Below are 14,203 nucleotides of genomic sequence, written 5' to 3' on the forward strand. Positions count from 1 at the left end.
TCGACACTTCATTAATTATAAACTATTCATTTTATTTTTCAAGTTATTCCACCGAAATACCCAAAATTTCCCGAATTTCTTCAATAGAAAGACTAGAGCGCGTTTCGGTACCATCTAATATGGTAGAAACTAAATGACGTTTGCTGGTCTGGAGCTCTTGTATTTTTTCTTCAATGGTCCCTCGAGTGATCATCCGGTAGACCTCAACATTCTTATCTTGTCCCATTCGATGGGCACGGCCAATGGCTTGATCTTCTACCGCAGGGTTCCACCATAGGTCAACTAGAATAACCGTGTCCGCACCTGTCAAATTCAAACCAACTCCACCTGCTTTCAAGGAAATGAGAAAGGCATCTCCTTGACCGGAATTAAAGGCATTGGTCATGTCTTGGCGTTCATTAGCTGGCGTAGATCCCGTGATTTTAAAAGAAGTCATCTTCAGAGCATCCAACTCTTTTTCAATGATATCCAACATACCCCTAAATTGTGAGAAGATCAAGACACGTTGGTTGCCGTCTTTGATCTGCTCTAGCAGTTCTCGAAGGCTATCCAACTTCCCGCTTTCCCCAGTATAATCCTCTAAAAAGAGGGATGGCGTATCACAAATTTGACGAAGACGCATCAGGCCAGATAAGATTTCCATCTTACTGCGATTGAGTTCCTCTTCAGAAGAGCTTAGAATGCGGTCTTGCATTTGCTTCAACTGAGCCAAATAGATTGTTTTTTGATCGTCAGCCAATTCATTCTTATAGGTCATCTCTATCAGATCCGGAAGTTCCTGCAAGACTTCACTTTTTTTCCGTCTCATGATAAAAGGCTTGACGTAGTGAGAAATGGTCTCTGGACTCAATTGTTTAAATTCTTTTTTACCGGGAAATAAACCAGGAAGAACAATTTGGAAAATCGACCAGAGTTCCTCCACATGGTTTTCTATTGGTGTTCCCGACAAAGCAAAAGTATGAGGAACATCGAATTTCCGTAAGTATTGAGCAATTTTGGTTTGGGAATTTTTCATGACCTGCGCTTCATCCAAGATTAAGTATTGGTACTGATTTTTTTCGTATTGCTCTACGTCCTGACGGAAGGAAGCATAACTGGTAATCGCTACCTGAGGATTGCTTGCAATAATCTCGTCGCGACTTGCTTTAAGGCCATAAATGACCTCTACTTTCATTTGTGGGGCGAACTTTTCGAACTCCTCTTTCCAATTATAGATTAAACTAGATGGAGCTAAGATCAAAATCTTAGAATCTGCTGTCACAACACTCGAGAGAAAGGCAATAGTCTGGAGTGTCTTTCCAAGTCCCATATCATCTGCCAAAATTCCCCCAAAGCCGTAGTGATTGAGCATGGATAGCCAGCGGACTCCTACTTCCTGATAATCTCGTAGTTTAGCTGTTACTTGCAGCTTACCTAATGGAAATTGCTCTGGATGAATCAAATCATGAGCCAAATGACGAAACTCTTCAGAAAATCGGACATTGTCAGCTAACTCAAATAACTGGGAGAGCTGGAAGGCTGCAATGCGATTGGTTTGTAACTGACCTGTTTTTGTCTTCTTTGCACGAAGATTCAATAAAGTCTGACTGATCCGCTTGGTTTCTTCATCAAAGATTAGAACCTTTCCTGATTGACTGATATAATAGTCATTCTTCTCAACCAAGGCACTCATCACTTGCTCAACCTCAGAGGGATCAATGGAGTCAAATTCAAAACCAATCTCAAGGAGACGACCACTGGTTTGAATGGCAATCTTTGGCTTTTCAACCTGATACAGATCTAACAACTTATCCGAAACTTCGACCTCTCCCAGTTCTTCAAACAAGGGAAGGGTCTGCTGAAAGAAGGGATAGATCTGCTTGGGAAGGAGAGGAGCTCGTTTTGTTTGAAATTGATTGGTAAAGCCAGCTGTCAAGATGGTTTCAAAAACCAAACGTTCCTTATCAAAATTACTGGAATAAGGCAGATCCTTAAGTTCTTTCTCAGAGCGAACGATACGGTCCTCGTAGACAAAAACTAGATCCAGCAGCACTTCTCCTTGCTCCGATAAATCAAAAGCAAAGTGAGGTTGAAAATCGTGAATATAGAAATTACTTGGTGCTTTCACCTCACCAATTTTCCTGAATTGCTCTAAGCTATAGGTTAATTTGGTCTGATCAGACAAATCAAATTGAACATGTCTTTTCTGATCACTGGAGAGGGGTAAACTCTGCACAGCCTCAATCAAAATCTTTTGAAGCGGTGATATTTGATAAAAATGGCCATTTGCCAAAAGAAAGCGACCTTCCACCATTTTATAGGAAGCCACTTTGACCTGTAGTTCGATAAACTCCTTCATTTCCACTACTTGGAAAGAAAACAAGCCTGAATCTTCCTGGAGTTCTTGAAAGAATACTTCCTGATAGGTATCCAGTCCGACTTCAAGGGTAAAGGACGGTAGGTCCATCAATAATTGCACAGCTTCTTCAAAGAAACTCATTGGAAAGTAAAGATGACGACCCCCATTTGGAAAGAAGAGGGCATCATGCACCGTATCTCCCGATAACAAGCCTTCTAAGAATCGAATTAAGGCACGACTTTCAGGGTCAAATGCTGCGTAGGAAATCGGCTCGTAATAACTTTTTCCAATCGCAAAATGGGACTGTTTTCTGATGGCTTGCAAAAAAGCTACAACATCCCGCACCACATAAGATCTCTCATCCGGTCTGCGATAGATACGAAGGGTCCACAAAAACTGACCGGAATAGTCGTCTACATGACCGGTTGCTGAGAGACCAAAACGGACTTCTTTGCTTTCAATTTTTGGTAGGACTTGATCTAAAAACAAACTTCCAAAAGATACTTTTTCCTTTGTTTCTTGACTTTCTGTTGCATCTTGCTCCAAACCAAGCAAGAGTTCCTTCCCTTCTTCATCATTTTTTAAAAAGGCTTCTCCTGCGGCTAAATGCACACAGAATTTTTTCTTCTGGAAAAACTCACAACTACAAAAAATTGCTTGATCATCTAGACTATAGCGGAGGGACTCATTGTCAATTCTGAAATAGAGGTACTGATTCTTCATTTCCTGTAGGGATACTTTCCCGTTTTCATAGAGAAGGATTCCTTCTGAACGGATTTTCCCAGGAATTAATTTTGCCATATTTACCACCTTATGTTTATCCCTTTATTATATCATATCCCCTCTAAAATAGAAAAAAAAGACAAAGAATTGTGAAGAATTCAATGCCTGATTTTACTATCACCTACTCCACTTTTCTTTTTCCATTCAAATTAAAGAAGAGTTATTCTTAGAAACTTCCCTTAGGTGAGTACGGACGTCAGCGAACTTCTATGAAGTTCCATGACTTAGTTTTGGACCCAAGGTTCCAAAACTCCCGAGTGCTAGAAACAATCTTGTTTCTAGCACTTTTCTCACGGCGGAAAGTTTCAGATCTACTTGAATGACTCCAAAAATAAAAGTCATTATTTGAAATATAGCTAGCTATTTTATGTTAAAAATGGTTTGTTTACATTTTAAAAGGAACACCAAGTGTGTTCCTTTTATTTTATTCTCTTATAGCCTTCTTTTTTGAAATTTTTGATATGTTCTGAATAGTTGGCCAGTTCTCCAAACGTTTTTTTCTCATCGTTGGCTTTATTTAAGGCTTCAATATCTAAGTCTTGGTAGACGATCTTGGTATGAATCATCAGTCCACCCTCTTTCGTCCGACTCACATCTGTTGTATAGCCCGAAATTCCTTTTTTAGGTTCAACAATTTCTTTTTTAATATATTCGAACTCAGAGTCATCTTCAATATTTACATTAAAATTATCAGCCCAAAACTCTTCAGAGATCATTTGATTGGCTCTATGTCGAATCGTCACTCGAAGAAGAATGTCTTTATCTTTTTTCTCATAGGTTTCTTCTCTTTCAATGCTACAAGCTGTTAGTCCTAGAAACACAACGAATGGGACAGCCAACATGAGTCCTTGTTTCAAAATTTTCATAAATACCTACTTCCGTTTCCGAGCAATCAAATGGATTGGGGTTCCTTCAAAGACAAAGGCTTTCCGAATTTGATTTTCCAAGAAACGAAGATAAGAAAAGTGCATAAGCTCTTCTTCATTGACAAAGACCACAAAGGTTGGTGGCTTGGTAGCAACCTGAGTCGCATAGAAGATTTTTAGACGTTTTCCTTTATCTGTCGGTGTCGGATTAATGGCAATGGCATCCATGATAACATCGTTCAAGACAGCTGAAGGAATCCGTGTATTTTGGCTCTCACTGATCTGCTTGATCATATCTGGTAACTTGTGCAAGCGTTGCTTGGTCAAAGCAGAGACAAAGATAATAGGTGCATAAGATAAGTATTGGAATTGATCTCGAATATCATCTTCCCATTGCTTCATGGTGTGGTTATCCTTTTCAAGGGTATCCCACTTATTGACCACGATGATCATCCCTTTTCCAGCTTCATGGGCAAATCCGGCAATCCGCTTATCGTACTCGCGGATTCCTTCTTCTGCGTTCAAGACTATCAAGACCACATCCGAGCGATCGATAGCCCTCATAGCCCTCATCACAGAATATTTCTCTGTATTTTCATAGACCTTACCAGATTTTCGCATTCCGGCTGTATCAATCATGGTGTACTCTTGGCCTTCTGCATCCGTGAAATGGGTGTCAATCGCATCCCGCGTAGTCCCTGCTACAGGACTGGCAATGACGCGGTCTTCCCCAAGGATGGCATTGATCAGACTAGATTTTCCGACATTTGGGCGGCCAATCAAGCTGAACTTAATGACATCTGGATTTTCTGGTTCACGATCCGTCGGAAGGTTTTCAACAATAGCATCCAAGACATCCCCTGTACCAATCCCGTGCACAGATGACACTGGCAAGGGTTCTCCCAGGCCAAGAGCGTAGAAATCATAGATGTCAGTTCGCATCTCTGGATTATCCACTTTATTGACCGCTAAAATGACTGGTTTGTGGGTCTTGTAGAGCATCCGAGCGACATACTCATCTGCATCGGTAATCCCTTCTTTTCCAGATACGACAAAGACAATGACGTCTGCTTCATCCATGGCAATCTCCGCTTGGTGCTTGATTTGCTCCATGAAAGGTGCGTCCACGTCATCAATCCCGCCAGTATCAATAATACTAAATTGGTGGTTGAGCCACTCTGCCGTTGCATAAATACGGTCCCGAGTAACCCCTTCGACATCCTCGACAATGGAAATCCGCTCACCGGCAATCCGGTTAAAGAGCGTTGACTTCCCGACATTTGGACGTCCTACAATGGCAACAGTAGGTAAAGCCATGGTGTCCTCTTTTCTCTTATTTTTCTAGTTGGTGTTTCTTTAATAATTCTGCCGTAGCAGCTGGTTCTTCCTGTCCAAATTGGGCAGCCAAGCGTTGGCTCCAAGTATCCGTTGCCCGTGCTCCAGCATAGGCAGTCTGTACTCGATTAAAGGCTTCAATCACTTCAGGAGTCTGCTCCTGGTAACTTTCTTCGAAGACAACAGCTTCCAAAGGAAGGCGGGGCTTCACAGGATGGTTCTGATTTGGCACTCCTAAAGCCATCCCAAAGACAGGATAGGTGTAGTCTGGTAAGTTAAATAGTTTGGCCACTTCAGCCGCTTCATACCGAACCAAACCAATAATGACTCCTCCGTAGCCTAGACTTTCAGCAGCCAGCAAGGTATTCTGACCTGCCAAGGCCGCATCTACAGAAGTAATCAATAAATTATCTGGTCCTTCTGGATGGAATTGATCCGTATGCATCCGAACCCCTTTTTCAGCTCGGTTAAGATCTCCTACAAACAGTAAGAAAACAGAGCATTGACGAATCGCCTCCTGAGGGACGAATTGATAGAGCGCATCTTTCTTCTCCTGGCTTCTCACTAAGATAATGGAATAAGACTGGAAGTTCTTCCAAGAAGAAGCCATCTGTCCTGCTGTTAGGATCGCTTGAAGGTCTTCCTCTTTGATGTCCTCCTCCTTAAAACGACGGACAGAGGAATGAGATTTCATCAAATCAATAACAGGATTCATCGGCGATTTTCTCCTTCTAGGCGCACTTCTTTAGCCAGGAACTTAATTCGCTCCATAACACGTTTGGCTTGCCAAGTCTCATCTCCATTCCGAGATGTAGCAAAATGACGTTCTAAATCTTCAAAATTGAAATTCGAAGTAAAGAAGGTTGGAAGAATCTCCTGCATCCGATGTTGCAAAATCACTTGCAAGACTTCATCCCGGACCCAAGGCGACATTTGCTCTGCCCCAATATCATCAAGAATCAAGATTTCAGCCTTCTTGACCTGATCCAACATCTCTTTTACTTGCCCTGTATTAATGGCATTTTTGACATCGATAACAAAGCTTGGGAAATGCAAGAGAGTTGAAGATGCTTGCCGTTTTTCAGACAAGTCATGAGCAAGAGCTGCCATCATATAGCTTTTCCCAACTCCGAAATCTCCATATAGAAAAATCCCTTTACGAGCTTGAGGATAGGAAGCAACAAAATTGGCCAACTCTTCAAAGGCTCCAAAACGCCCACGATCATCCAAGTCGACTTTCGCTAAGGAAGCTTCCTTCAAGGTGCTTGGTAAGTTGATCAGCTGCAAGCGTCTATTGATAGCGGCTTGTTTTTGTGCCTCGATTAATTCAGGTGTCTCCTCATAGGAAACATCCGCATAACCTTCATTCATGACTAAAACAGGCTTATACCCTCTTGCAATATAATCTGCATCCCCAAGGACAAAGCGATTGCGCTCACTGATGTATTGGTTAAATTTGGAAATGCTACGACGGATTTCTACATCCGATAAACCCTCCTTTTGAATAAAGGTTGCAATCTCAGGTTCGGCGAGAATTTGAGCTACCAATTCTTCATAATTGAACTGCTGTGATCGATTCATCTGGGACATGGTTTTCCCTACGCTCTCCATTTACTCCCCTCCTTGATTTAATTTCTCGAGCAAGGCTCGTTTTTGTTGTTCCAGATTAGCCTGTTCTTCTTGGCTAGTCTGATTGGTATAGTTAGGCTGACTCCACTTCGGAACATTGGTCTTTCCTGTCGCTGACCCACTCTTAGCTACTTTCTCTTTTGCTTTTTGTAAATGGGAGTCTTGGCGCTGGCGGATCTTCAGAACGGCCTCCTCAGCCGTCTTTATCCCCTCATAAGCAAAGTCATTTCCAACTTTTAAGGCATACTTTTCATTGAGATTGGCGGAAGCAACCTTGTTAAAGGTAAACAACAAGATCACATTTATAACTTCATCTAACAGGCCTAAACGGGCCAAGTCAGAAATTACTTGGCGTTCTGATTGGGTCACAACAGCCTTACGCGCTTTTTTTATTCCTGCTAAAAATTGACGACTGGTCTTATTTTTAGCTTCCCGGATAATGGCCCTTTCCTGCGGAGTGAACTCATCCTTACCTTTTTCTTGTGGCTCTTGGGTCAGTTTTTGTCTCATCCGTTTGGTCGAAATGACCAAATTAACCGCTGTCTCCTTGGCCAACAGATAGGTCTCGTACCAAGTCCAATTCTTCTCTTCGGTGATGGCATAAAGAACTAAGAGGTCCTCTTGTTCGTTCTCAAAACGAAGGCCATCCCGTACCATTAATTGTTTAAAGTGCTCTAAACTGAAGGAAGATACTTTCCTCTGAGGGGTCGAAACACCATCAATCCCAAAAATAGAGGCAAAGTTCACCTTCCGTTTCTCTCCCTCTGGTTTTTCAGGAAGCAAGTCACGAACTGCTGCTTCTCCTATTTTTTTCTCCAGCAACTTCTGATAAGCGATATTCGCGAAAAATTGATCTGCTTCTAGCGGAGCCAAAAATCGGAACTGAATTCCTTCATCTGTCTCAAAAACCTCTAGTAAATTCATGGCAATCAAACGGTCTAGACTTTCGAGAAAATGAGCGAAACCTAGATCCAAATGATTTAAAACAACAGCAATCAGCCGTTTTTCTTTCCCCTGATCATAGAGACTCAGCAGAAAAGTATATAATTGACTTGCTTGAACACCTAATATTGGTCCATACAGATGCGTGAAAGAGGCTCCTGTAGGCGCTAAATAATTATTCTTCAAGAAAGAAAATGAAGTATTGGGCTTCATCTATTTTTCCTTTTTCTTCTTCGTTCCTTTGGTAATCTGCTTTAAGAGACTTTCCAATTCACCAACATCCTTGAAACTACGATAGACACTCGCAAATCGAACATAGGTAATTTCGTCCAATTCTGCTAACTCGTCCATGACAAGTGATCCGATATAGTCACTCTGGATCTCATTTTCACTCTGACTACGAATCTTTTGTTCGATTCGCCCCACAATTTCCTCAATTTCGTCACTCGACACGGGACGTTTCTGAGCAGATCGAATAATCCCATTAAATATTTTATCTCTAGAAAACTGTTCCCGGGTGCCATCTTTTTTCACCACAACAAGAGTCCGCTCTTCTACTCGTTCATAAGTGGTGAAGCGATGATGACATTCATCACATTCTCTTCTTCTACGAATCGTTTTTCCATCTTCTGCCTGGCGACTATCTACAACACTAGACTTATTTCCGCCACATTTTGGACACCGCATGGACACCCTCCTTATCGTTTCTTAATACTTTATTCTATCATATTTAGGGCTAAAGTGAAAGCAAGGGAAATAAAGAAAATCCCTAGCCTCCTGGAGGGATAGGGATTTGAATATTATGGTAAATACAAGTCAGCTGACAAACCATAATGGTCGCTGACGAGAGGCTGACTAGAACCATCAAACACAACTTCTAGCCGTTCGATAACCCATTCTTTTGAGGTGAAAATATAATCAATCCGCAAGGGTACTTGATTATCATCCCATCCATCAATTCCAGGACCTACAGTGTAAGTCCCCTTGGTCTGGCGAGCTTCAATAAAGCTATCTTGAAGAGCTAGCGGGCTCGCTAAAATGGCTTCATAACCTTCTTGCCCAGCTGGATTATTAAAGTCCCCAGCTAAAATCAAAGGCTTTTGCAATTGGCTAAAGCGTTCTTCTAAACGCGCCCACTCTTGCTGGAAGCCTTTGTCCCACCAAGAGAGGTGAACACTGGCAACAGCAATGTCTTTCCCATCAACTTGGGTTTCTGCAATGGCAATCCGTCGTGTATGATAATCTGTTGGATCATTCACATCTGAAACCAAGAGTTCGCTTGCCTGGATTGGGGTACGCGATAGAATCGCCACACCTTCATGATAACGGTCATAGCCGATATGGTTATAAGCCCAGGTCCAGTGGTAGCTCAATCCTTCTTCTTCTAATTTTTCAACTAAACAACGAACATAGTGATCCTGATGGATCGGCTCCGAAGAAGGAGTTGGATGGTACAAGTCATTAACAGGAACAACTGGACTTTCGATGGTCTGATTAATTTCTTGGAAACAAATCAAGTCGTATTGCTTTTCAAGAATGTCTTTTAATAAGTCCTCAAATTTTTGTTGGGGATTTTCTTCCATCCAACTATGAGTGTTTAAAGTTAAAAATTTCATGATCCTACTCTCCTAATAGAGAATTCCCTGTATCCAATAGATACAAGGAATAACTCTCATAGATTATAATTCAACCTTAGCAACCACAGCATCTGCTGGAAGTTGACCAGTTTGTGTAAGAGTAACAGATTTAATTGCTGCACCATTTGTGAAGACTACAACTGTTGAAGTTGCACGTCCAGCTTCACGAATAGCATCCAAATCTGCTTCTACCAATAGGTCTCCCGCTGCCACTGTTTGGCCTTCTTCTACCTTCACTGTGAAAGGTTTACCTTCCAAACTTACAGTATCAAGACCGATATGAACGAGGACTTCAAGACCAGATTCTGTTACCAAACCAAGCGCATGTTTGGTAGGGAAGACGCTTGTCACCTTACCAGCTACTGGTGAAACAATCTGACCATTTGCTGGTTCAACTGCAAATCCGTCACCCATCATTTTTTGTGAGAAGACTGGATCTTGAACTTTTTCTAATTCAATGACTTGTCCTTCAGCAACTGAGTGAACTTCTTCCGTCACCCCTTTAAAGGCAACTTCTGCTTGTTGAACCGCTGTCTTTTGACTTGGAAGAGTTTCAGGAATCACTTCACCTGAGTCTAACAAATCTTGGATATCTGATTTCAAGACGTCCGCTTTTGGACCGTAAATCGCTTGGACACCTTGTCCTTTCATGACAAGTCCCATTGCTCCTTCAGCCTTCCATTGTTCTTCTGTTCCGACTTTAGTTTCGTCTTTAACAGTAACACGAAGACGAGTCATACATGCATCTACATCGACGATATTGGCACGACCACCAAGAAGGTTAATGATGTTAACCGCTTGAGAAGCAGCAGCCACTTTACTTGAACCTGAAGTTTCAGACTCTTCTGCACCACCCTCAGCTTGTTCGTAGTTTCCATTACGTCCAGGAGTTGCGTAGTTAAATTTCTGGATCATGAAGTTTGCAATGAAGTACATGATCACTGCAAAAAGTACAGTTACCCAGATGAAATTAATGATATCCATACCAATACCAGCTTTAATGGTCATTGGTGTACGAGTCAAGAACTCAATTGATCCAAATGAATGGACACGGAGATTGACGATATCTGCCATCGCGAAGGCTGCACCTTGTACCACTGCATAAACGAGGTAAAGAGGCATTGCTACGAACATAAACATGTACTCGATTGGTTCTGTAACCCCTGTGAGGAAGGTTGCAAGAGCAGTCGCAATCATCATCCCTTTGTATTTGTGTTTCTTATCAGGGTCTACATTACGGTAAATGGCAAGGGCAACCCCCATCAAGATACCGAATGAACCGATCATTTGTCCCACTTTGAAACGAGCAGGTGTGACAGTATCCAACAAGTGTTGGTAAGTAGCAGGGTCAGAAACTTTTGTATTTCCTAAGTCTGTAATCCAAGCCAACCAAAGTGGATCTTGACCAAATACTTGAGTGCCTTTTGCTGCACCAGTTAACACTTCATAAGTACCACCCAATTGAGTATAGTTGATTGGGATAGTCAACATGTGGTGAAGACCAAATGGAAGCAAGAGACGTTCCAAGGTACCGAAAGCAAATGGTGCTAAGATTGGAGCAGTCTCTTTTGAGTTAGCAATCCAAATACCAAAGTTGTTAATTCCTGTTTGGACTACTGGCCATAAGAATGACAAGATAAGAGCCACAATTGCAGAACGAAGGATAACGACAAATGGAACAAAGCGTTTCCCGTTAAAGAATGATAGGGCATCTGGTAACTTGCGGTAGTTGTAGTATTTGTTAAAGGCTGTTGCCCCTACAAAACCGGCAATAATCCCAACGAAAACTCCCATATTCAAGGCAGGTGATTCTAACACACTCGTGAAGTAATCAGCAACCTTGATAGATCCACCAAGAAGTGTTTTCACCTTCGCTTCTGGATCTTTCAGCATATCTCCTGTTACACCGAACATCACACCAGTGATCCGGTTAATCAGGATAAAGGATAGACCTGCTGCAAAGGCCCCACCCGCACGTTCTTTCGCCCAGCTACCACCGATAGCGAGAGCAAAGAGGATGTGGAGGTTTCCGATAACCCCCCAACCGATCTGTTCAAGAACACCACCGGTAGTTACCAAGAAACCAAGTTCTGGATTAATCATTGCAATGGTTTTACCAAGACTGATCATCAGACCTGCCGCCGGCATAACTGCAATGACCACCATCAACGCTTTACCGAATTTTTGCCAAAATTCAAAGCTTAATAGACTTTTGAATGATTGTTTATTCATCATTCGACCTCCTTATAAAATTGAAATGCCCGCAATACGAGAAAACGTTTGCATATTTCACTTACTATTATACCACTTTTTTTCTTTTTGTAAAGCCCTTACATGTAAATTTTTAATTCACAAACATTATATACAAAGGCCTTGGAAATACTGTAATCCAGGCAAACGTTTGCTTCTTTCACAAGATTTTAAAAAAATTTTTTTAAAAAATTTTTCTTTCTTCCTTTTTGACAAACAAAAAAATCCCTTTGAGATTTCTCATCAAAGGGATTGTTGTTATTCTTGCATTTGGTAGCCGACACCTCGGACAGTTTTGATATAGCTCTTTTGTCCTGGAAGATCTATTTTCCCACGAAGATAGCGAATATAGACATCAACGATATTGGTTTCTGCTGTACTCTCATATTTCCACACCCGCTCTAAGAGTTGCTCCCGACTAAGGACATGTTTGCTTCCCATCAAAGTCGCTAACAGGTCATATTCTCGACGTGTCAGGTCAATCACTTCTTCTCCCCGATACACCATATGATTCTCGACATCAATACGCAAATTTCGATAGGAAGTAGGAGCTTTCATCTGATTACAATGTTGGTCAATAAAATCACGACCTCTAAAAATAGCGATGATTTTCTCAACCAAATCACTGATCACGAATGGTTTGATGACATAAGATACTGCAAATCGTTGGATACTCTCCATATGCTCTGAAATTTTCTCACGACTATCCAAGACAATCAAGACTGCTGCAGGACGAATCTTGCTCAGACGCTGGGCAAACTCTTCCCCACTCATATCTTCTAGTTCGTAATTGAGAAGAATTAAATCATATTCTGTAGCCTGCAGGAGTTTCAAGGCGAGTTCCCCTTGTTCTACCAAATCAACTACATAGCCTGCTTTCTGAAGTTCTAAATCAATAAAGCGCGCTAAATTCTTTTCATTTTCTACTAGTAATATCCGCTTTGTCATAACCTACAATTATTTTTCGTCGTACCAAGAATAGTGGAAGGTACCTTCTTTATCCTTACGTTGGTATGTGTGAGCACCGAAGTAGTCACGTTGTGCCTGGATCAAGTTCGCTGGAAGATCCGCTGAACGGTAGCTATCAAAGTAAGTGATAGCTGCTGAGAAGGTTGGGACTGGCACACCAGCTTGAACAGCAAGAGCTACGATATCACGAACAGATTGTTGATACTTAGCAGTGACATCCAAGAAGTACTCATCCAAAAGAAGGTTAGCAAGGTCTGCATCACGGTTGTATGCATCCGTGATCTTTTGCAAGAAACGAGAACGGATGATACAGCCATCACGCCAGATAGAAGCGATGTCTGCAAATGGCAAGTTCCAGTTGTTTTCTTTAGATGCAACACGCAATTGTGCAAAACCTTGTGCGTATGAAATGATTTTTGAGAAGTAAAGGGCTTGACGGATCTTTTCGATCAACTCAGCCTTATCACCTTCAAATTTGAAAGCAGCTGGTTTTGGAAGCACCTTGCTAGCGTGTACACGTTCTTCTTTGTATGTAGAGATGTAACGGGCAAATACTGACTCCGTAATGAGTGACAATGGCACACCAAGGTCAAGCGCTGATTGGCTAGTCCATTTACCAGTTCCCTTGTTTCCTGCGGCATCCAAGATGTAGTCTACGATTGGGCCATCTTGACCTTCATCATCTTTACGTCCAAGGATGTCAGCCGTGATTTCGATCAAGTAGCTGTCCAATTCGCCCTTGTTCCACTCAGTGAAGATTTCAGCCATATCTTGAGCTGAAAGTCCAAGCAAGTGTTGCATCAAATCATAGCTTTCTGCGATCAATTGCATGTCCCCATACTCGATACCGTTGTGGACCATTTTCACGTAGTGACCAGCTCCATCAGGACCGATGTAAGTCACACATGGTTTGCCATCTTCTGGTGCTTTGGCAGAGATTTCTTCAAGAACGTCTGCTACCAATTCATACGCTTCTTTTTGTCCACCAGGCATGATAGAAGGACCTTCAAGGGCACCTTTTTCACCACCAGAGACACCAGTACCGATAAAGTTGATACCAGAGTTGGCCAACTCTTCATTACGACGGATAGTATCTTTGTAGAAAGTGTTTCCTCCGTCAATCAAGATATCGCCTTTATCCAAGTGTGGAAGAAGGGCTTGGATGGTTGCATCTGTACCAGGTCCTGCTTGAACCATAAGCATGATACGACGTGGTTTTTCAATTGAGTTTACAAAGCTTTCGATATCATAGCTTGGCACAAAGTTCTTTTCAGGATGGCAAGCAACAACATCTTCTGTTTTTTCTTTACTACGGTTATAGATAGCAACTGTGTATCCACGAGATTCAATATTAAGGGCAAGGTTACGACCCATTACGGCCATACCAACAACACCAAAGTTTGCTTTTGTCATGTGACACTCCTCTTTATAGTTTGCCTTTATTCTACCATTTT

General features: G+C 41.9%; 11 protein-coding genes. All 11 read right to left on the reverse strand.

Translation table 11 applies throughout. The features are described from left to right. Nucleotides 1–43: 43 nt before the first annotated feature. On the reverse strand, nucleotides 44–3,139 hold the full coding sequence (locus tag QM873_RS00400) for a DEAD/DEAH box helicase (RefSeq protein WP_414278610.1): 3,096 nt from the start codon (nucleotides 3,137–3,139) through the stop codon (nucleotides 44–46). Between the two features lie 401 nt (nucleotides 3,140–3,540). Further along, nucleotides 3,541–3,987 carry a hypothetical protein gene (locus QM873_RS00405; RefSeq protein ID WP_129270178.1) on the reverse strand — a complete coding sequence of 149 codons (447 nt, stop codon included), beginning with the start codon at nucleotides 3,985–3,987 and terminating at the stop codon, nucleotides 3,541–3,543. A gap of 6 nt (nucleotides 3,988–3,993) precedes the next feature. Beyond that, the gene (der, locus tag QM873_RS00410) at nucleotides 3,994–5,304 is read right to left on the reverse strand and encodes a ribosome biogenesis GTPase Der (RefSeq protein WP_414278611.1); all 1,311 of its coding nucleotides are present in this window, start codon (nucleotides 5,302–5,304) and stop codon (nucleotides 3,994–3,996) included. A 16-nt stretch (nucleotides 5,305–5,320) separates the two neighbouring features. Continuing rightward, the gene (locus QM873_RS00415) at nucleotides 5,321–6,037 is read right to left on the reverse strand and encodes an NADPH-dependent oxidoreductase (protein ID WP_414278612.1); all 717 of its coding nucleotides are present in this window, start codon (nucleotides 6,035–6,037) and stop codon (nucleotides 5,321–5,323) included. Beyond that, nucleotides 6,034–6,933 (reverse strand): primosomal protein DnaI, encoded by a 900-nt coding sequence (gene dnaI / locus QM873_RS00420; RefSeq protein WP_414278613.1) that lies wholly within the window; start codon nucleotides 6,931–6,933, stop codon nucleotides 6,034–6,036. Before dnaI ends, QM873_RS00415 begins: the two co-directional genes overlap by 4 nt. Then, complete coding sequence (locus tag QM873_RS00425) at nucleotides 6,934–8,106, reverse strand: replication initiation and membrane attachment family protein (RefSeq protein ID WP_195213674.1); 1,173 nt, start codon at nucleotides 8,104–8,106, stop codon at nucleotides 6,934–6,936. Continuing rightward, entirely contained in the window at nucleotides 8,107–8,580 is a 474-nt protein-coding gene (gene nrdR / locus QM873_RS00430; RefSeq protein WP_006595763.1) for a transcriptional regulator NrdR, read from the reverse strand. A 113-nt stretch (nucleotides 8,581–8,693) separates the two neighbouring features. Then, complete coding sequence (locus tag QM873_RS00435; protein WP_129822394.1) at nucleotides 8,694–9,509, reverse strand: endonuclease/exonuclease/phosphatase family protein; 816 nt, start codon at nucleotides 9,507–9,509, stop codon at nucleotides 8,694–8,696. A gap of 63 nt (nucleotides 9,510–9,572) precedes the next feature. Continuing rightward, a complete protein-coding gene (locus QM873_RS00440; RefSeq protein ID WP_154854190.1) occupies nucleotides 9,573–11,762 on the reverse strand; it encodes a PTS transporter subunit IIBC in 2,190 nt (729 codons plus the stop codon). Between the two features lie 276 nt (nucleotides 11,763–12,038). Further along, entirely contained in the window at nucleotides 12,039–12,728 is a 690-nt protein-coding gene (locus QM873_RS00445) for a response regulator transcription factor (protein ID WP_129822395.1), read from the reverse strand. A gap of 9 nt (nucleotides 12,729–12,737) precedes the next feature. Next, the gene (gene gndA / locus QM873_RS00450) at nucleotides 12,738–14,162 is read right to left on the reverse strand and encodes an NADP-dependent phosphogluconate dehydrogenase (RefSeq protein WP_006151777.1); all 1,425 of its coding nucleotides are present in this window, start codon (nucleotides 14,160–14,162) and stop codon (nucleotides 12,738–12,740) included. Between the last annotated feature and the right edge of the window lie 41 nt (nucleotides 14,163–14,203).

The sequence above is a fragment of the Streptococcus australis genome, from assembly GCF_047463015.1.
Lineage (GTDB): Bacteria > Bacillota > Bacilli > Lactobacillales > Streptococcaceae > Streptococcus > Streptococcus australis_F.